Annotated in this window: 17 protein-coding genes; 13 read left to right on the top strand and 4 right to left on the bottom strand. The window is 71.0% G+C overall.

The window, feature by feature from the left end:
- Window positions 1-93: 93 nt before the first annotated feature.
- Both AB0J97_RS19025 and AB0J97_RS19020 read left to right on the top strand, forming a co-directional pair.
- Window positions 94-2,070 (top strand): S9 family peptidase, encoded by a 1,977-nt coding sequence (locus AB0J97_RS19025; RefSeq protein WP_364090182.1) that lies wholly within the window; start codon window positions 94-96, stop codon window positions 2,068-2,070.
- Window positions 2,070-2,858 carry an inositol monophosphatase family protein gene (locus AB0J97_RS19020; protein ID WP_357697928.1) on the top strand — a complete coding sequence of 263 codons (789 nt, stop codon included), beginning with the start codon at window positions 2,070-2,072 and terminating at the stop codon, window positions 2,856-2,858. Before AB0J97_RS19025 ends, AB0J97_RS19020 begins: the two co-directional genes overlap by 1 nt.
- Window positions 2,859-2,921: 63 nt before the next feature.
- On the opposite strand, the gene AB0J97_RS19015 is transcribed toward AB0J97_RS19020, so the two are convergent.
- Window positions 2,922-3,086 carry a hypothetical protein gene (locus AB0J97_RS19015; RefSeq protein WP_357697930.1) on the bottom strand — a complete coding sequence of 55 codons (165 nt, stop codon included), beginning with the start codon at window positions 3,084-3,086 and terminating at the stop codon, window positions 2,922-2,924.
- A gap of 224 nt (window positions 3,087-3,310) precedes the next feature.
- Here AB0J97_RS19015 and AB0J97_RS19010 point away from each other — a divergent pair, with 224 nt between their 5' ends.
- The 4 genes from AB0J97_RS19010 to AB0J97_RS18995 all read left to right on the top strand — a co-directional run bounded on the left by AB0J97_RS19010 (window position 3,311) and on the right by AB0J97_RS18995 (window position 6,815).
- On the top strand, window positions 3,311-3,964 hold the full coding sequence (locus AB0J97_RS19010) for a response regulator transcription factor (protein ID WP_349451511.1): 654 nt from the start codon (window positions 3,311-3,313) through the stop codon (window positions 3,962-3,964).
- Complete coding sequence (locus AB0J97_RS19005; protein ID WP_364090177.1) at window positions 3,961-5,271, top strand: HAMP domain-containing sensor histidine kinase; 1,311 nt, start codon at window positions 3,961-3,963, stop codon at window positions 5,269-5,271. The genes AB0J97_RS19010 and AB0J97_RS19005 overlap by 4 nt, the downstream gene beginning before the upstream one ends.
- 341 nt (window positions 5,272-5,612) lie before the next feature.
- Window positions 5,613-5,912, top strand: a complete 300-nt coding sequence (locus tag AB0J97_RS19000) for a DUF4193 domain-containing protein (RefSeq protein ID WP_020542847.1) — start codon at window positions 5,613-5,615, stop codon at window positions 5,910-5,912.
- 93 nt (window positions 5,913-6,005) lie between these two features.
- Complete coding sequence (locus tag AB0J97_RS18995; RefSeq protein WP_364090174.1) at window positions 6,006-6,815, top strand: hypothetical protein; 810 nt, start codon at window positions 6,006-6,008, stop codon at window positions 6,813-6,815.
- A 19-nt stretch (window positions 6,816-6,834) separates the two neighbouring features.
- Here the strand turns inward: AB0J97_RS18995 and paaK are convergent, their stop codons facing one another.
- Both paaK and paaI read right to left on the bottom strand, forming a co-directional pair.
- Complete coding sequence (paaK, locus tag AB0J97_RS18990) at window positions 6,835-8,133, bottom strand: phenylacetate--CoA ligase PaaK (RefSeq protein ID WP_364090171.1); 1,299 nt, start codon at window positions 8,131-8,133, stop codon at window positions 6,835-6,837.
- On the bottom strand, window positions 8,130-8,498 hold the full coding sequence (gene paaI / locus AB0J97_RS18985) for a hydroxyphenylacetyl-CoA thioesterase PaaI (RefSeq protein ID WP_364090313.1): 369 nt from the start codon (window positions 8,496-8,498) through the stop codon (window positions 8,130-8,132). Before paaI ends, paaK begins: the two co-directional genes overlap by 4 nt.
- A gap of 175 nt (window positions 8,499-8,673) precedes the next feature.
- Here paaI and AB0J97_RS18980 point away from each other — a divergent pair, with 175 nt between their 5' ends.
- The 3 genes from AB0J97_RS18980 to AB0J97_RS18970 are packed head-to-tail and all read left to right on the top strand — an operon-like array spanning window position 8,674 to window position 12,611.
- Window positions 8,674-9,621: an MBL fold metallo-hydrolase gene (locus tag AB0J97_RS18980; RefSeq protein ID WP_357697939.1), complete on the top strand. Its 948-nt coding sequence runs from the start codon at window positions 8,674-8,676 to the stop codon at window positions 9,619-9,621.
- Window positions 9,618-11,168 carry an FAD-dependent monooxygenase gene (locus AB0J97_RS18975; RefSeq protein ID WP_364090167.1) on the top strand — a complete coding sequence of 517 codons (1,551 nt, stop codon included), beginning with the start codon at window positions 9,618-9,620 and terminating at the stop codon, window positions 11,166-11,168. The genes AB0J97_RS18980 and AB0J97_RS18975 overlap by 4 nt, the downstream gene beginning before the upstream one ends.
- Window positions 11,169-11,177: 9 nt before the next feature.
- Window positions 11,178-12,611, top strand: coding sequence for a trehalose-6-phosphate synthase (locus AB0J97_RS18970; protein WP_364090164.1), 1,434 nt, complete (start codon window positions 11,178-11,180; stop codon window positions 12,609-12,611).
- Here the strand turns inward: AB0J97_RS18970 and AB0J97_RS18965 are convergent.
- Window positions 12,544-12,828, bottom strand: coding sequence for a DUF4235 domain-containing protein (locus tag AB0J97_RS18965; RefSeq protein ID WP_125646414.1), 285 nt, complete (start codon window positions 12,826-12,828; stop codon window positions 12,544-12,546). The genes AB0J97_RS18970 and AB0J97_RS18965 overlap by 68 nt on opposite strands.
- A 107-nt stretch (window positions 12,829-12,935) precedes the next feature.
- Here AB0J97_RS18965 and valS point away from each other — a divergent pair, with 107 nt between their 5' ends.
- The 4 genes from valS to dut all read left to right on the top strand — a co-directional run bounded on the left by valS (window position 12,936) and on the right by dut (window position 17,816).
- Entirely contained in the window at window positions 12,936-15,413 is a 2,478-nt protein-coding gene (valS, locus tag AB0J97_RS18960) for a valine--tRNA ligase (protein WP_364090161.1), read from the top strand.
- Between the two features lie 158 nt (window positions 15,414-15,571).
- Entirely contained in the window at window positions 15,572-16,813 is a 1,242-nt protein-coding gene (locus tag AB0J97_RS18955) for an AI-2E family transporter (protein ID WP_364090159.1), read from the top strand.
- 11 nt (window positions 16,814-16,824) lie between these two features.
- The gene (locus AB0J97_RS18950) at window positions 16,825-17,379 is read left to right on the top strand and encodes a PaaI family thioesterase (RefSeq protein WP_357697949.1); all 555 of its coding nucleotides are present in this window, start codon (window positions 16,825-16,827) and stop codon (window positions 17,377-17,379) included.
- Window positions 17,376-17,816: a dUTP diphosphatase gene (gene dut, locus AB0J97_RS18945; protein ID WP_364090155.1), complete on the top strand. Its 441-nt coding sequence runs from the start codon at window positions 17,376-17,378 to the stop codon at window positions 17,814-17,816. The genes AB0J97_RS18950 and dut overlap by 4 nt, the downstream gene beginning before the upstream one ends.
- The last annotated feature ends 27 nt before the right edge of the window (window positions 17,817-17,843 follow it).

The following is a 17,843-nucleotide window of genomic DNA, read 5'->3' as shown; positions in this document are numbered from 1 at the left end:
AAGCCTAGTCAGGAGGCCCGGTGGTCCGCGCCCGAGGGAGCGCCGAGCGCGCCGCCTCCCGTGGAGCGGCGGTGACCAGGTAGGTTCGGTCGAGTGAGCGCATTCGATGACATTCGTGACTATGTGGCCATTCCCCGGGTCCTCTCCCTGAAGCTCTCGCCTGACGGCTCCCGCCTGATCTCGGTCGTGCAGGCGCTCGAACCCGACGGCAAGTCGTACGGCACCGCGCTCTGGGCGATCCCCGTCGACGGTGAGCCGTACCGCCTGACCCGTTCCGCCAAGGGCGAGTCGGCCGCCGTCTTCACCGACGCGGGGGACGTGCTGTTCACCTCCGCGCGCCCCGACCCCACCGTCAAGGACGCGGCCGACGAGGTGCCCGCGCTGTGGCTGCTGCCGCGCGCCGGCGGCGAGGCCCGCCAGATCGCCACCCGTCCCGGCGGCATCGGCGCCGCCCGCACGGCGGGCGACGTGGTGGTGTTCGCCTCCGACGTGCTCGACGGAGAGGAGGCGACCGAGGACGAGCGGCGCAAGGCCCGCAAGGACGCCGGCATCAGCGCGATCCTGCACGAGGGCTACCCGGTCCGCTACTGGGACCACGACCTCGGCCCGGCCCGCACCCGGCTGTTCGCCGGCCGGCTCGGCGCCGACCGTCTGGAGGACGTGCGCGAGCTGACCCCCGACGCGGGCGAGGCGCTGCGCGACACCACCTTCGAGCTCACCCCCGACGGCTCCACCGTGATCGCCTCCTGGCGCCGGTACCTGCCCGGCGGCGACAACCGCACGGACCTGGTCGCCATCGACGTGGCCACCGGCGAGCGGCGCACCCTGCTCACCGACGAGGCCCACGACTTCGGCGGCCCGATCGCCGTCTCGCCCGACGGCACGCGGGTGGCCTGCGCGCGCGAGCGCATCACGAGCGTGGACGTCTCCGTCCGCGTGGAGCTGTGGATCGCCGACCTGGCCACCGGCGAGGGCCGGGCCTACGCCCCCGGCCTGTTCCCGACGGACGTCGCCTGGGCCCCCGACTCCTCGGCCCTCTATCTGGTCGCCGACCACCAGGGCCGCCGTCCGGTCTTCCGCGTCCCGCTGGCCGGCGAGCACACCAGGCTCACCGCCGACGACGCCGCCTACCTCGGGGTCAACGCGAGCGCCGACGGCACGTACGTCTACGCCCTGCGCAGCAACATCGCCCTCGCCCCCGCCCCCGCCAGGATCGACGTGGCCACCGGCGAGATCGCCGACCTGCCCTCGCCGGCCCCGCGTCCCGAGGTGCCGGGCACGCTGACCGAGATCTCGGCCACCGCCGACGACGGCGCGACCGTGCGCGGCTGGCTCGTGCTGCCCGAGGGCGCCTCGGCCGACAGCCCCGCGCCGTTCCTGCTGTGGATCCACGGCGGGCCGGTCGCGTCCTGGAACGACTGGCAGTGGCGCTGGCAGTCGTGGATCATGGCCCAGCGCGGGTACGCCGTCCTCATGCCCGACCCTTGCCTGTCCACCGGCTACGGCCAGGAGATGATCGACCGCGGCTGGGGCGACTGGGGCCCCCGCACCCAGGCCGACCTCGACGCCATCGTGGACGTCGCCCTGGCCAGGGACGACATCGACAACGAGCGCGTGGCGGCGATGGGCGGCTCGTTCGGCGGCTACATGGCCAACTGGCTGGCCGGGCACACCGACCGCTACCAGGCCATCGTCACCCACGCCGCGCTGTGGAACCTCGACCAGTTCGCCGGCACCACCGACTCCTCCCTGTACTGGCAGCGCGAGTTCGGCGAGCCAGGCTCGGAGCGCTACGACCGGCTCTCCCCGCACCTGGCGATCGGCAAGATCACCACCCCGATGCTCGTCATCCACGGCGACAAGGACTACCGGGTGCCGATCGGCGAGTCCCTGCGCCTGTGGTGGGACCTCCAGCGCTCCGACGTCGAGTCGAAGTTCCTGTACTTCCCCGACGAGAACCACTGGATCCTCAAGCCGGGCAACGTCATCGCCTGGTACGAGACCGTTCTCGCCTTCCTCGCCCAGCACGTGCTCGGCGAGGAGTGGAAGCGCCCGGACTCGGTGGCCTGATGACCGACTTCCTGCGGCTGGCCGAGGACATCGCCCGGGAGGCCGGCGACATGCTGCTGGCCAAGCGGCCCACGATGTCGGCGGACGTCGAGACCAAGTCCAGCCCCACCGACGTCGTCACCGTCCTGGACAAGGCGTCGGAGGAGCTGATCCGCGAGCGCGTCCTGGCGGTCCGCCCGGACGACCGCTTCCTCGGCGAGGAGGGCGGCGAGGCGCCGGGCGCGTCCGACGTGCGGTGGATCGTCGACCCCGTGGACGGCACCGTCAACTTCCTGTACGGCCTGCCGGACTGGGCGGTGTCGATCGCCGTCGAGGTGGCCGGGCAGGTCGTGGCGGGGGTGGTCAACGTGCCGGCGCGGGGAGAGGTGTTCACCGCCGCGCTCGGCGAGGGCGCCTGGCTGGGCGGCGCGCGGCTGCGCTGCAACAGAGAGGTGCCGATGGCCAGGGCGCTGGTCGCGACCGGGTTCGGCTATTCGGCGCCGCGCCGCGAGGTCCAGGGGCGGGTCGTGGCGTCGGTGCTGCCGCGGGTTCGTGACATCCGGCGCGGCGGCTCGTGCGCCATCGACCTGTGCTCGGTGGCGGCCGGGCGGGTGGACGCGTACTACGAGCGCGGCACCAACGCGTGGGACTTCGCCGCGGCCGGGCTGGTGGCGACCGAGTCGGGAGCCCGGCTCGGCGGGCTGCGCGGCCGTCCGGCCGGCCCGGAGTTCGTGCTGTGCGCGGCGCCCGGCCTGTTCGAGGAGCTGCACGACCTGCTCGTGCCGCTGGACCCCGAACGCGACTCCTGACGGATCGGCGCGCATGACGGGACGGCCGGGACCCCATGGGCCCCGGCCGTCGCACACGTCTGTCTAACGCGGCAGCGGGATGCCGTGATCGTCGGCCAGGCGGCGCAGGTCCTCGATCTCGGCGGTGAGGGTGTCGGCGAGGTAGTCGTCGCCGGTGCAACGGGCCTCGGTGAGGCCCTTGTAAGCCTGGTCGAGGCGGCGTTCGATCGTGGTGGTGAACTCGCCCATCTCACCTACTCTCTCAGGGGTTCGATCCGTGCGGGGTGAAGTGGACCCCATTGCCAGTGGATGTCCGGGCAATGGGTGTCCCGACGGCATACCCCGGGTTATCGCCCTCTGAAACATGAATTTCCGCGGCCCCTGCCCGGTCCACCCCTGGACATGCCTTACCGTGCGCTTATCGAGCCTGTAGGCAGAATGAGGCACCGGAACCGGAAAGAGGTGTACCAGGCGTGCGAGTGCTGGTTGTAGAGGACGAGCGGGTGCTCGCCGACGCGATCGCGACCGGGCTGAGGCGTGAGGCCATGGCCGTCGACGTCGCCTACGACGGCGGCGGCGCCCTTGAGCGCACCTCCTACATCGACTACGACGTCATCGTGCTCGACCGCGACCTGCCGGTCGTGCACGGCGACGAGGTGTGCCGCAGGCTGGTCGAGCAGCGTTCGGCCTCGCGGATCCTCATGCTGACCGCCTCCGGCGACGTGGACGACAAGGTGGAGGGGCTCGGCCTCGGGGCCGACGACTACCTGGCCAAGCCGTTCGTGTTCATCGAGCTGGTGGCCCGGGTGCGCGCGCTCGGCCGGCGTTCCGCGCCCGCGCTGCCGCCCGTGCTGGAGCGGGCCGGCATCCGCCTCGACCCGGGCAAGCGGCTGGTCGAGCGCGACGGCAAGGAGATCGTCCTCACCAAGAAGGAGTTCGCGGTCCTGGAGGAGCTGATGCGCGCCGAGGGCGCGGTGGTCAGCCAGGAGGACCTGCTGGACAAGGCGTGGGACGAGAACATCGACCCGTTCACGAACGTGGTCCGGGTGACCATGATGACGTTGCGGAAGAAGCTGGGCGAGCCTCAGGTGATCGAGACCGTGCCCGGGGTTGGGTACAAGTTGTGAGTGAACGGCCAGAGGGCGGGGCGGGGCCGACGCATCCGATGATCAGCCCCCATTCGGCCAGGAAGGCGACGCGCGTGCAGGAGGCGCCACCCCCGAGCGGGCCGCCGGCCTGGGACGGCCCGCCCCCGCCCGGCTCCGAGACGCCCGTCCGCAGCCCCCTGGAACGTGTCAAGGGGCTGCCGGCCAAGGTCAGCATCCGGTGGCGGCTCACGCTCACCTACAGCGCCCTGGTGTTCGCCGCCGCGGCCGTGCTGCTGTTCGTCGTCTACTCGATCGTGGGCAGGTCGATCGAGAACGCCTGGCCCGACCTGATCACCGACGACCTCGACCCCCTCGACGCCGCCATCATGCAGAACCGGTGGACCCTGGCCAAGGGGCGGGCCGTCAGCAGCGCCCGCGACGCGTTGTTCAGCAGCTCGTTCATGGCGCTGGCCGGGGTCGGCATCCTCGCGCTCATCATCGGCTACTTCGTGGCCGACCGGGCTCTGCGGCCGGTCGCCCAGATGACCAGCGCGGCCCGCAAGCTGTCGGAGAGCACGCTGGCCCATCAGCGCATCGCCCTGCGCGGCCCCAACGACGAGCTGAAGGAGCTGGCCGACACCTTCGACGCCATGCTGACCCGGCTCAACGTCGCCTTCGACACCCAGCGCAGATTCGTGGCCAACGCCTCCCACGAATTGCGCACGCCGTTGACGATTAACCGGACCGTCCTGGAGATCGCGCTGTCGGATCCGGAGGCGTCGGAGGATCTCAAAGCGCTCGGCCGTACGTTGCTGGAAGTCAACGCGCGTAACGAGAAGCTCATCGAGGGGTTGCTGTTGCTCGCCAGGAGCGAACGCGAACTCGCGGTGCGCAAACCGCTCGACGTTCAGGAAGTCGCGCAGACGGCCGTGGAACAGCTCGCGCCCTTCGCCGCGGAACAGGGCGTGACCGTTGTGGCCGAACTGGTCAGCGCGCCTACCGTGGGCGACCCGGTGCTTCTGGAGCGGTCGGTCGGCAACCTGCTGGAGAACGCCCTCAAGTACAACCTTCCCGAAAGCGGAAAAGTCTGGATCCGAACGGGAATGGCGGACGGGGGGCTGGTTGTTCAGGTGGCCAACACGGGGCAGCACGTCCCGGCGTACGAGGTGAACAGCCTGTTCGAGCCGTTCAGGAGGCTCCACGCCGACCGCGTGGAATCGGCCAAGGGCTCGGGGCTGGGGCTGTCCATCGTCCGTGCGGTCGTGCAGGCACACGGTGGGAACGTGACCGCTGTGCCACGAGATGGCGGAGGACTTGTGGTGACGATTCGGCTTCCGACACGTTGATCGAGCGCCCTTGTGTGGGCCATGGGGCGCTGACGGGGTGACGTTCCGGTGTGTTCGTCCGCGTGTTGATGTAGTGGGGGCGTCTCGTTCTCGCCGTACATGTGGTTGGATGTGCCGTCGAACACGGTGGTGCATGACGCCAAGGCTGTGGGTTTCGCCATATTTGGCTAACCATTGCCGTCGGCGGCAGGCCCGGACGTGTTGGGAGGTTCGTTGTCCGTTCGCGCGGGGTACCGATGGAAAATCTCCCCGACGGAACGGGCACAAGATGGGCCTCCCGGACGTTAGAAGACGCGCGATGAGCGCGAAGACATATAGATGAGGGGGATGGAGTAAGCACAATGGCTACCGACTACGACAGCCCGCGAAAGACAGACGACGACCTGGGGGAGGACAGCCTCCAAGAACTCCAGGCACGGCGTACCGACAAGTCGTCCGGCAGCATCGACATCGACGAGACCGACCTCGCCGAGTCGCTGGAGCTGCCCGGCGCGGATCTGTCGAACGAAGAGCTCTCCCTGCGGGTGATTCCCCGCCAGGCCGACGAGTTCACCTGCTCGCGCTGCTTCCTGGTACACCACCGCAGCCAGCTGGCCTCCGAGAAGAACGGCCAGCAGGTCTGCCGGGAGTGTGCCGCCTGACCGCTGGAGCGAAGGAGCTCAGGGTGAGGGACCCAAGGAACGACCGAGCCCGCCTGCCCTGAGCGGTCGTGACCAAGTGGACGGAGGCATCGCGTGGCCGAACCTGAGAAGGACGACCGGCAAGTTGACGACGGGAGCGCCGACCCCGAGAAGGAGGTCGGCGAGCTCGTCGTACGGCTCACCCAGCCGGGTGAGCTGGAGCCGGCCGAGCGGCGCAGGCTGCTCGGCCGACTGGCGAAGTCCCTGGCCACAGGGGCGAAGAAGGCACGAGCGAGCGGCGCGGGCCGCGGTCGCTGGCTGGCCGAGGTCTTCCTCAGCATCGCGCCCCGCATCCCCATCCGCGACCTGCACACGCTGTCGGAGCACCATCACGGCCTCACCGGCGAGGAGCTCGCCGACGACCTGGTGCGCACCGCCCAGAAGGCCACCATGACGGTCGGGGCCATCGGCGGAGCACTCGCGGCGGCCCAGTTCGCCGCACCACCCCTCCTGCTCTCAGCGCCCGCGCAGCTCGTGGCGGAGACCATCGTCGTCGCCGCGATCGAGGTCAAGCTCCTGGCCGAGCTGCACGAGGTCTACGGCGTCCGCGTCCAGGGCACCGGCACCCAGCGGGCCTTCGCCTTCACCTCCGCCTGGGCCAAACAGCGCGGCATCGACCCCCTCGCCCCCGCGTCCGTCTCGCTCGCGCTCGGCGCGGCGTCCAAGGCCGCTCTTCGCAACCGCCTCATGCGTACGCTCGGGCGTCATCTGACCACCTTCGGCCCCTTCCTCACCGGGGCCGTCGCCGGCGGCGCGCTCAACCGCGGCGCGACCGGCAAGCTCGGCAAGGCCATCCGCGCCGACCTGCGCCTCAAGGGCCCGTCGTTGCCGACGCAGGCTCCCCCTGACGAGCTGACGCCGTAGTCCGGCGCACCGGGACGGCTCAGACGTCCCGGTCGTCCACCACGCGCTTGAGCTTGCCCACCGACCGCTCCAGCGTCTCCGGGTCCACGACCTCGACCTCGACGCTCACCCCGACGCCCGCCTTGACCGCGTGGCGCAGCGCGCGCCCGGCCTCCTCACGAGCGGTCGCGCCCGGCCGCGCCTCGACCCTGACGGTGAGCACGTCGAGCCGGTCCGGCCGGGTCAGGTGGAGCTGGAAGTGCGGCGACAGGCCGGGCACGCGCAGCACGAGCTCCTCGATCTGGGTCGGGAACACGTTCACGCCACGCAGGATGATCATGTCGTCGGTGCGGCCGGTGACCTTCTCCATGCGGCGGAAGGCGGGCCTGGCCGTGCCGGGCAGCAGCCTGGTCAGGTCGCGGGTGCGGTAGCGGATGACCGGCATGGCCTCCTTGGTGAGGCTGGTGAACACCAGCTCGCCGCCGTCCGGGGCCGGTTCGCCGGTGAAGGGGTCGACGGTCTCGGGGTAGAAGTGGTCCTCCCAGACGTGCAGGCCGTCCTTGGTCTCGACGCACTCGTTGGCCACGCCGGGGCCCATGACCTCCGACAGGCCGTAGATGTCGACGGCGTGCAGGTCGAAGCGCTCCTCGATCTCGGCGCGCATGCGCTCGGTCCAGGGCTCGGCGCCGAAGATGCCGATCTCCAGCGAGCTCTCGCGCGGGTCGAGGCCCTGCGCGGCGAACTCGTCGAGCAGCGCCAGCAGGTACGACGGCGTGACCATGATGACCCTGGGCCGGAAGTCGGTGATGAGCCGGACCTGCCGGGCCGTCATGCCGCCGGAGACCGGCACGACGGTGCAGCCCAGCCGCTCGGCCCCGTAATGGGCGCCGAGGCCGCCGGTGAACAGCCCGTAGCCGTAGGCCACGTGCACCACGTCGCCGGGACGCCCGCCGGACGCCCGGATCGACCGGGCCATCACCTGCGCCCAGACGTCGAGGTCGGCCCGCGTGTACCCCACGACCGTGGGCTGGCCCGTGGTGCCTGAGGAGGCGTGGATCCGCGCCACCTGCTCGCGCGGCACGGCGAACATGCCGAACGGGTAGGACTCGCGCAGGTCCTCCTTGGTGGTGAACGGGAAGTGCGCGAGGTCGTCCAGGCTCCGGCAGTCGTCAGGGCGGACGCCGTGCTCGTCGAACTTGCGCCGGTAGAGCGGCACGTTGTCGTAGGCGTGCGCCAACGTCCAGCGCAGGCGTCGCAGTTGCAGGGCCATGAGCTCGTCCCTGGAGACGCGCTCGACCGGGTCGAGCTCCTCGGGGGACGGCGGGGGGACGGGCCTCATCTCAGCTCCCTGCTGCGCCCGCGGAACTCCGCGACCACCCGGCCGCCGGCCCCGCGCACGGTGATGTCGTAGATGCCGCTGCGGCCGTAGCTGGTGCGCTCGGCCGCCTCGGCCACCAGCACGTCGCCCTCGTGGGCGGGGGCGACGAAGGTGATCTCGGCCCCGGCCGCCACGGTCACCGGGCCGCGGGTGTTGCACGCGCAGGCGAAGGCGGTGTCGGCCAGCAGGAAGACGTAGCCGCCGTGGCAGAGGGAGTGTCCGTTGATCATCTGGCCGGTCACCGCCATCCGGCACACCGCGCGGCCCTCGGCCAGCTCCACCAGCTCGATGCCCAGGGCGGCGGAGGCGGTGTCGGCGTCCATCATGCGACGCGCGCTCTCCACACAGGTCTCCCTTGCTTACTGACCGAATGTTCGGTAAACACTTCACCGTCCTGCCGAGCACTGTCAAGGGAGGGCCGGCGCGGTGGAGCGGTAAGGGCCGTTTGTGGGGTATGTCCTGGTTCATCAGCGGGTCGGCCTCGGCGCGTGAGGAGAGACGATGAGCAAGCCGTTCGCCTCGTCGGCGGATCTCGGTGAGAAGCGGCAGTCCCTTGAGGTGCTGGCGGACGGCGTCTACGCGCTCACCGCCGAGGGCGATCCCAACGTGGGCGCGATCGAGGGCGAGGACTTCCTGGTCTGCTTCGAGGCCCTGGCCACGCCCACGGCCGCCGCCGACTGGCTGGCCAGGCTGCGCGAGCACACCGGCAAACCGGTCAGATACCTCGTGCTCTCCCACTACCACGCGGTCCGGGTGCTGGGCGCCTCGGCGTTCGGCGCCGACGTCATCGTGGCCCACGACAAGACCCGCGAGCTGATCGCCGAGCGCGGCGAGCAGGACTGGGCCAGCGAGTACGCCCGGATGCCCCGCCTGTTCAAGGACCCCGCCTCGATCCCCGGCCTGACCTGGCCCACCGCCACGTTCGGCGACACCTTCACCATCGACCTCGGCGGCGGCAGGGGCGACCTGGTGCTGGCCCACTGCGGGCGCGGCCACACCGAGGGCGACCTGGTGGCCTGGCTGCCCGAACAGCGCATCCTGTTCGCCGGCGACCTGGTCGAGTCGCAGGCCGCGCTCTACACCGGTGACGCCTTCCACCGCGAATGGGCCGCCGGCACGCTCGACCGCGTCGCCTCGTTCGGGGCCGAGACGCTGGTGGGCGGCAGGGGAGCGGTGGCCCACGGCAAGACCGCGGTCGAGGCGGCCATCACCCAGAGCCGCGACTTCCTGACCGTGATGCTGCGCGAGGTCGGCGCGGCGGGCGGGCTGAAGGAGGCGTTCGAGCGCACCCACCGGGCCCTCGCGCCCCGCTACGGCGGCTGGCCCATCTTCGAGCACTGCCTGCCCTTCAACGTCTCCCGCCTCTGGGACGAGCTCCACGGCGTCGAACGTCCGCGCATCTGGACCGCCGAACGCGACCGCGAAGTGTGGGACGAGCTCCAGTCATGAGACCCGGGGAGTCCGTGCCGCAGGTGATCGTCGTCGGCGCGGGCCCGGTCGGCCAGACCGCCGCGCTGCTGCTGGCCAGATGGGGCATCCGGGTGCTGATGCTGGACCGGCGCCAGGCCCGCGACGGCGGCGGCTCGAAGTCGATCTGCCAGCAGCGCGACGTGCTCGACATCTGGGCCGCGGCGGGCGCGGGCCGGGTGGCGGAGGAGGGGCTGGCCTGGACCACGGCCCGCACCTACTACCGTGACCGCGAGCTGTTCTCCTGGTCCTTCGACGGCCAGGGCCCGCTGCCGCCCTGCGTGAACATCTCCCAGGCCCGCACCGAACAGCTGCTCGACGAGGTCGTCGCCGACCAGCCGCTGATCGAGGTGCGCTGGAACCACGAGGTCACCGGGCTGGTCCAGGACCCGGCCGGGGTCGAGGTCCAGTGCGGGCAGCGGCTGCTGCGCGCCCCCTACGTGCTGGTCTGCGCGGGTGCCCGGGCCCAGCAGGTACGCCGGTCGCTCGGCGTCTCCTTCGACGGCGAGGCGTTCGACGACCAGTTCCTGATCTGCGACATCCGAGCGGAGCTGCCCGGCTGGGAGAACGAGCGGCGCTTCTACTTCGACCCGGTGTGGAACCCGGGCCGCCAGGTCCTCATCCATCCCTGCCCGAACGGGACGTACCGGATCGACTGGCAGATCGCGCCGGACTTCATCCCAACAAAAGACGATATTTCGCAGAAAATCCGGCAAATCATTGGGGATCGGCCGTACGAGGTGATCTGGCACAGCACGTACCGGTTCCACTCGCGGGTCGCGTCCCGGATGCGGGTCGGGCGGGTGCTGCTGGCGGGCGACTGCGCCCATCTGGTGGCGCCCTTCGGGGCCCGCGGGCTCAACTCCGGCGTGCCCGACGCCGAGAACGCGGCCTGGAAGCTGGCCTTCGCGCTCAACGGCTGGGCCGGGCCCGAGCTGCTGGAGTCGTACCACGTCGAGCGGCACGCGGCGGCGCTGGAGAACCTGGAGGTCACCGCCGCCACCATGCGCTTCCTCGCGCCGCGGACGGCCCGGGACCGGGCCAGACGGCGGGAGGTGCTGGAGGGCGGCCTGGTCGCCGAGGTCGACTCCGGACGCTTCGCCGAGCCCTACTGGTACGTCGACTCGCCGCTCACCACGCCCGAGCCGGAACGGCCGTTCCGGGGCCGTCCGCCTAAGGGCGCGCTGTGCGAGCCGGCCCCCGGGGTGATCCTGCCGGACGTGCCGCTGGCGAAGGGCAGACTGCGCGAGTTCTGCCGGGACGGTTTCCTCGTTCTGTTGGGCGATATGTGTGATTCGCGTTTGTTTGTGCAGGTCTTGGGCAAGGTCATTACGGCACCGCTCGCCGTCCGCGAGCTCACGGAGATGGATGCGTCCGGCTCGCTCGCCGAAAGACTGGGCGCGCGGCCGGACGAAGCATGGGTGATCAGGCCAGATGCCCACATCGCCGCGATCATTCCCCGCGGGGGGCCGGACGAGGTCGCGGCCGCCGTGAGCCGCGCCTGCGGCTCTCCTCTACCTGAGCCCTAGGAGGACTGCGTGACCGGCCGTAGCTCGTTTCTTATCGTCGCGAACCGCTTGCCGGTCGATCGCACGATCGAGCCAGACGGAACGGCCTCGTGGCGCAGGAGCCCGGGGGGGCTCGTGACGGCCATAGCGCCCGTGATGAAGCGCCGCCACGGCGCCTGGGCCGGTTGGCACGGCGCGCCGGACGAGCAGCTCGAACCGTTCGAGCAGGACGGCATGAGCCTCATCCCGATCCCGTTGTCGGCCCGCGAGGTCGAGCTCTACTACGAGGGTTTCTCCAACGCCACGCTCTGGCCGCTCTACCACGACGTGGTGGCGCCGCCGGTGTTCGAGCGGGAGATGTGGGAGACCTACCGCTCGGTCAACGAACGCTTCGCCGCGGCCGCCGCCGAGGCAGCCGAGGAGGGGGCCGTCGTCTGGGTGCAGGACTACCAGCTCCAGCTCGTGCCCGCGATGCTCCGACGGCTCCGGCCCGACCTGCGGATCGGCTTCTTCCTGCACATCCCGTTCCCGCCGGTCGAGCTGTTCTGGCGGCTGCCCTGGCGCAAGGAACTGGTCGAGGGGCTGCTCGGCGCGGACCTCGTCGGCTTCCAGCTTCCCGGCGGGGCCTCGAACTTCCGCAGGCTGTGCCGGCGGCTGCTCGGGCTGCCGTACAAGGGGAACGAGATCTTCCTCGACGACCGGGTGGTGACCACGCAGGCGTTCCCGATCTCGGTGGACTTCGGGCAGCTCGACTCGCTGGTGCGCGAGCCACAGGTGGTGGCGCGGGCCAAGGAGATCAGGGGCGAGCTGGGCGATCCGGAGCACGTGCTGCTCGGCGTGGACCGGCTCGACTACACCAAGGGCATCGGCCAGCGCCTGGAGGCGTTCGGCGAGCTGCTCAAGGACGGCAGCCTGCGCCCGAACGAGGCGGTCTTCGTGCAGATCGCCACCCCGAGCCGCGAGCGCGTGGACGAGTACCGCAAACTGCGCGACGACATCGAGCTGCAGGTGGGCCGGATCAACGGCGAGCACGCCCAGATCGGGGTGCAGCCGATCCAGTACTTCCACCAGTCCTACGGCCACGACGAGCTGGCCGCGCTCTACCTGGCGGCCGACGTCATGGTGGTCACGCCCCTGCGCGACGGGATGAACCTGGTGGCCAAGGAGTACGTCTCGTGCCACCACGACCTCCAGGGCGCCCTGGTGCTCAGCGAGTTCACCGGGGCGGCCGACGAGCTGCGGCAGGCGTACCTGGTCAACCCGTACGACATCGAGGACGTCAAGCGCCAGATGATCGCCGCCATGCGGGCCACGCCGCACGAGCTGGCCCGCCGGATGCGCACGATGCGCCGCCGGGTGGCCACCTACGACGTGGACCGCTGGGCGAGCGAGTTCCTCAGTGCCCTTGAGACACCTGCTTCACAGACTTCCACGCGTCGTAACGCTTCTTGGCGGTCCGGTTGACCACGATCTGCGCCACGGACATCCCGACGCCGGTGAGGATCGCGTAACCGATCGCCTCACCCATGCTGACCTCGGGCGAGTCGTCGTCGAGTGGCGGCTCCTTGCCGGTCGCCTTGACCCAGACGAACCCGAGCAGCTTTCTCATCCCCCAAGCGGTCGCCATGCCCACCAGACCACCGATGACACGCCAGGCGATGTCGGGTTTGTCCTCCGCCATGCCAACTCCCTTCCCCTATGTAACGAACACTAGTCTCTAACGCTTGCCGTCCCCCCGAAGCCGTACCATAAGGAGGCATGACTCAACAGCGACTACGCCATGCATCCATGCCGGAAAAGCCGACCCTCGACGGCTTGGAGCAGGTATGGGTAGCTCGCTGGCAGGAGGAGGGCACCTACCGCTTCGACCGCACCCGGCCGCGCGAGCAGGTCTACTCCATCGACACGCCGCCGCCCACGGTGTCCGGCTCCCTCCACGTCGGTCATGTCTTCTCCTTCACCCACACCGACATCATGGCCCGCTACCAGCGGATGATCGGCAAGTCGGTGTTCTACCCCATCGGCTGGGACGACAACGGCCTGCCCACCGAACGGCGGGTGCAGAACGTCTACGGGGTGCGCTGCGATCCGTCGCTGCCGTACGACCCCGACTTCGTTCCACCGGACAAGCCCGGCAAACGTGAGATCTCCATTTCGCGGCGCAACTTCGTGGAGCTGTGTCACCAGCTCACCGCCATCGACGAGAAGGCGTTCGAGGAGGTCTGGCGGCGGGTCGGCCTGTCGGTCGACTGGGACCTGCTCTACACCACGATCAGCGACGAGTCGCGCGCGGTGTCCCAGCGGGCGTTCCTGCGCAACCTCGGCCGCGGCGAGGCCTACCTCGCCGAGGCGCCCACGCTGTGGGACGTCACCTACCGCACCGCGGTGGCCCAGGCCGAGCTGGAGGACCGCGAGTGGCCCGGCTCCTTCCACCGCGTCTCCTTCTACGGCGAGCGCGGGCCCGTCTGGATCGAGACGACCCGGCCCGAGCTGATCCCGGCCTGCGTCGCGCTGGTCGCCCACCCCGACGACGAGCGCTACAAGCCGCTGTTCGGCACGTCCGCGCTCACGCCGCTGTTCGGCGTCGAGGTGCCGATCCTGGCCCACCACCTGGCCGAGCCCGACAAGGGGTCCGGCATCGCGATGATCTGCACGTTCGGCGACATCACCGACGTCACCTGGTGGCGTGAGCTGCACCTGCCCACCCGGCCCGTCATCGGCTGGGACGGCCGGCTGCTGCCCGAGCCGCCCGACGGCGTGGACGCCGAGCCGTACAAGGAGCTGGCCGGCAAGACCGTCCACAGCGCCCGCGAGCGCATCGTGGAGCTGCTGCGCGAGTCCGGCGACCTCGACGGCGACCCGCGCCCGGTGCAGCGCGCGGTGAAGTTCTACGAACGCGGCGACAAGCCGCTGGAGATCGTCACCACCCGCCAGTGGTACATCCGCAACGGCGGGCGCGAGCAGGCGCTGCGCGCCCGGCTGCTGGAGCGCGGCAGCGAGCTGGCCTGGCACCCGCCGCACATGCGGGTGCGCTACGACAACTGGGTCGAGGGCCTGACCAGCGACTGGCTGATCTCCCGCCAGCGGTTCTTCGGCGTGCCGTTCCCGGTGTGGTATCCGCTGGACGAGTCCGGCAACCCGGTCCACGACGCGCCGATCCTGCCGGCCGAGGAGTCGCTGCCGGTCGACCCGTCCTCCGACGTGCCGCCCGGCTACACCGAGGAGCAGCGGGGGGTGCCGGGCGGCTTCATGGCCGACCCCGACGTCATGGACACCTGGGCGACCTCGTCCCTGACGCCGCAGATCGCCGGCCGCTGGGCGACCGACGACGACCTCTACCGGCGTGTGTCCCCCTACGACCTGCGGCCGCAGGCGCACGAGATCATCCGCACCTGGCTGTTCTCGACGGTGGTCCGCTCCCACCTGGAGTTCGACGCGCTGCCGTGGAGCGACGTGGCGATCTCCGGCTGGATCCTCGACCCCGACCGCAAGAAGATGTCCAAGTCCAAGGGCAACGTGGTCACCCCGCTCGACCTGCTGGAGCAGCACGGCTCCGACGCGGTCCGCTACTGGGCCGCGAACGGCCGCTACGGCGTGGACACCACGTTCGACGTGGGCCAGCTCAAGATCGGCCGGCGGCTGGCGATCAAGATCCTCAACGCCTCGAAGTTCGTGCTCGGCCTGGCCGGCAGCGAGGGCGAGGTCACCGAGCCGATCGACCTGTCGATGCTGGCCGCCCTGTCCGACATGGCCCGCGAGGCCACGCAGGCGTTCGAGTCCTACGACCACACCCGCGCCCTGGAGGCCGTCGAGCGGTTCTTCTGGTCCTTCTGCGACGACTACCTGGAGCTGGTCAAGGCGCGGGCCTACGAGTCCGGGCCGGCCGCCGCCTCGGCGCACGCGGCGCTGCGGCAGGCCCTCGACACGCTGCTGCGGCTGTTCGCGCCGGTGCTGCCGTTCGTGACCGAGGAGGTCTGGTCGTGGTGGCGCGAGGGCTCGGTGCACCGCGCCGCCTGGCCGGCCCCCGAGCGCGGCACGGGCGATCCGGCGGTGCTGACCGTGGCCTCGGAGGTGCTGCGGCGGATGCGCAAGGCCAAGTCGGAGGCCAAGTCGTCGATGCGGGCCGAGGTGTCCAGGCTGACCGTCTCCGGTCCCGAGGCCGACCTCGTCCGGCAGGCCCAGGACGACCTGTGCGCGGCGGGCAACGTCGAGGAGTTCGTCCTGACCGGCGGCGACGAGCTGACGGTCGAGGTGCACCTGGGCTGAACCGCGGCGGCGTCCGCCTCGGACGGTGAGGGGCCAGGTCCCTCACCGTCCCGGCGGGCGTCGCCGGGCCCGGTGTGTCGCCGCCTGGGCGGGCCACTTCGGTACCCGGGCGTTTTATCGGTGCGCATCCTCGGCGCGGACGTGCCAGTCTTGAACACGTGCAGATCGACCGCCCCACCACACTCGTACCGCCCGTGCTGGCCAAGATGGCCGCATGGTGCGGGTGCCTGATCCTCGTCGGCGTGGTCGTCTACTTCTTCGTCCAGGCGATCGCCCGGCTCACGTTCGTGGCGCTGCCCGTGGCGATCGCGCTGCTGCTGACCGCGCTGCTGTTCCCGCTGACCAAGAGCCTGCGACGGGCGGGCCTGCGGCCCATCTACGCCACCTGGCTGACCATGCTGGTCGCGCTGGCCGTCCTGGCCGGCACCGGCTGGCTGGTCGGGGCGCGGGCCAGCGAAGAGTTCCCCAACCTGGTCACGCAGGTGCAGGCCACCGCGCGCTCGGTCCAGGAGTGGCTGATCACCGGCCCGCTGCACCTGAAGCAGGCCCAGATCACCGGGTACGTCGACGAGATCGCCACGATGGTCAACGCCCAGCGCACCGCCATCACCGGCACCGTGCTCTCGGCCAGCGCCGTCGCGATCGAGGTGCTCGCGTCCATCGTGCTGCTGCTCTTCGTCACGTTCTTCCTGCTCAAGGACGGCGACCGCATCTGGTCGTGGTTCCTGCGCGCCTTCGGCTCGATGTCGCCGCGGGTCGACCGGGCGGGCCGGGCGGCCTGGACCACGCTCTCCCACTACGTCCAGGGCACCGTGGCCGTGGCCGCCGTGCACGGCCTGATCATGGGCATCGTGCTGGCCGGCATGGGGGTGCCGCTGTGGGCGCCGCTGGCCGTGCTGATCTTCTTCGCCAGCTTCATCCCGATCGTCGGCATCTTCTTCGCCGGCACCGTCGCCACCCTCGTCACCCTCGGCGCCAAGGGCCTGGTCTACGCGCTGATCTTCCTGGGCATCCTCATCGTCGAGCAGCAGCTGGAGAACCACGTGCTCCAGCCGCTGATCGTGGGCCGGGCGCTCAACTTCCACCCGCTGGCGATCATCCTGGTGCTGTCCGTGGGCGGCATCCTGGCGGGCATCGCCGGAGCGGCCGTGGCCGTGCCGGTCGCGGCGGTGATCTACCGGGCGCTGCCGGAGCTGCGCCACAAACCGCCCGCCCTGCCGCCGCCGCCCGAGCACGGGCCCCCGGCAGGGGAGCCGCCGTCCGGCGACGCGCCGGCGGGCGGGCGTCCCGCCGAGGAGCCGCCGTCCGCGCCCGGCGGGCCGTCGGAGGGTGATGACGTGGGGCAGGCCGGGCGGTCCCGATCCGGTGTCGAGGGCGAGTCCGGGGGCCGCAGCGAGTAACCTCGTCACCCGTGACGCGTTCCTCCCTCACCACCCCGCCGCCGGACGCCTCGGCGCCCGCGGCCCATCCCGGCGCCCCGGCGCCGGGCAGCTCCCTCGGCTCCCACTACAGCCGCTGCTTCGGCTGCGGCCACGGCCACCCGACCGGCCTGCACCTGAAGGCGGCCACGCCCGACGGCGTCACGGTCGAGGCCGAGTTCACCGTGGGGGAGGCCCACCAGGGCGCGCCGATGCTCGCCCACGGCGGCGTGCTGGCCGCGGCGATGGACGAGGTCATCGGAATGTCCGTCTACCTGTTCCACAAGCCCTATGTGACGGCACGGCTGGAGACCGACTACCTTCTCCCCGTTCCCGTGGGCACGACACTCCACCTGCGCGCCTGGTGCAACGGGATCACGGGCAGGAAGGCGTACCTTGAGGCTGAGGGGCGCATCGGCGCTCCCGACGGACCGGTCGCCGTCCGCGCGGCAGCGCTGTTCATCGAGGTGAGCATGGAACACTTCGCCGAGCACGGCGATCTCGCGGCCATCGCCGCCGAACACCAGGACTTCGAGGTGAACCCGTGAGCGACGTGGAGGTCCTCATCCACCGGCTCGACACCGGGCTGCCGGTGCCGTCCTACGCCCACCCGGGCGACGCCGGCGCCGACCTCTACGCGGCCGAGGACGTCGAGCTGCTGCCGGGCGAGCGGGCCGTGGTCGGCACCGGCGTCGCGATCGCGCTGCCCGACGGCTACGCCGCGTTCGTGCACCCGCGCTCCGGCCTGGCGGCCCGCCACGGCGTCACGCTCGTCAACGCCCCCGGCACGGTCGACGCCGGCTACCGGGGCGAGATCAAGGTGACGCTGATCAACACCGACGCCAAGGAGCCGTTCCGCCTGCGGCGAGGTGACCGGGTGGCCCAGCTCGTGGTCCAGCGGGTCGAGCGCGCGGCCTTCTACGAGGTCGAACGCCTGCCCGGCTCGGTGCGCGGCGCCAACGGATTCGGATCGACGGGCCGCTGAAGCGGCGGTCCGGGAAGAAGCCTGGGG

Origin of the sequence: Nonomuraea sp. NPDC049607 (assembly GCF_040675375.1) — a bacterium.
Taxonomy (GTDB): domain Bacteria; phylum Actinomycetota; class Actinomycetes; order Streptosporangiales; family Streptosporangiaceae; genus Nonomuraea.
Note: the sequence above shows the minus strand (reverse complement) of the source record. Positions and strands in the feature narration are given on the sequence as shown.

Excerpts from the sequence above, each read along its gene's own strand:
- AB0J97_RS19020 (WP_357697928.1), top strand. The coding sequence starts at position 2,070 with ATGACCGACTTCCTGCGGCTGGCCGAGGACATCGCCCGGGAGGCCGGC.
- AB0J97_RS19015 (WP_357697930.1), bottom strand. The coding sequence starts at position 3,086 with ATGGGCGAGTTCACCACCACGATCGAACGCCGCCTCGACCAGGCTTAC.
- AB0J97_RS19000 (WP_020542847.1), top strand. The coding sequence starts at position 5,613 with ATGGCTACCGACTACGACAGCCCGCGAAAGACAGACGACGACCTGGGG.
- paaK (WP_364090171.1), bottom strand. The coding sequence starts at position 8,133 with ATGAGGCCCGTCCCCCCGCCGTCCCCCGAGGAGCTCGACCCGGTCGAG.
- paaI (WP_364090313.1), bottom strand. The coding sequence starts at position 8,498 with ATGATGGACGCCGACACCGCCTCCGCCGCCCTGGGCATCGAGCTGGTG.
- AB0J97_RS18980 (WP_357697939.1), top strand. The coding sequence starts at position 8,674 with ATGAGCAAGCCGTTCGCCTCGTCGGCGGATCTCGGTGAGAAGCGGCAG.
- AB0J97_RS18975 (WP_364090167.1), top strand. The coding sequence starts at position 9,618 with ATGAGACCCGGGGAGTCCGTGCCGCAGGTGATCGTCGTCGGCGCGGGC.
- AB0J97_RS18965 (WP_125646414.1), bottom strand. The coding sequence starts at position 12,828 with ATGGCGGAGGACAAACCCGACATCGCCTGGCGTGTCATCGGTGGTCTG.
- valS (WP_364090161.1), top strand. The coding sequence starts at position 12,936 with ATGCCGGAAAAGCCGACCCTCGACGGCTTGGAGCAGGTATGGGTAGCT.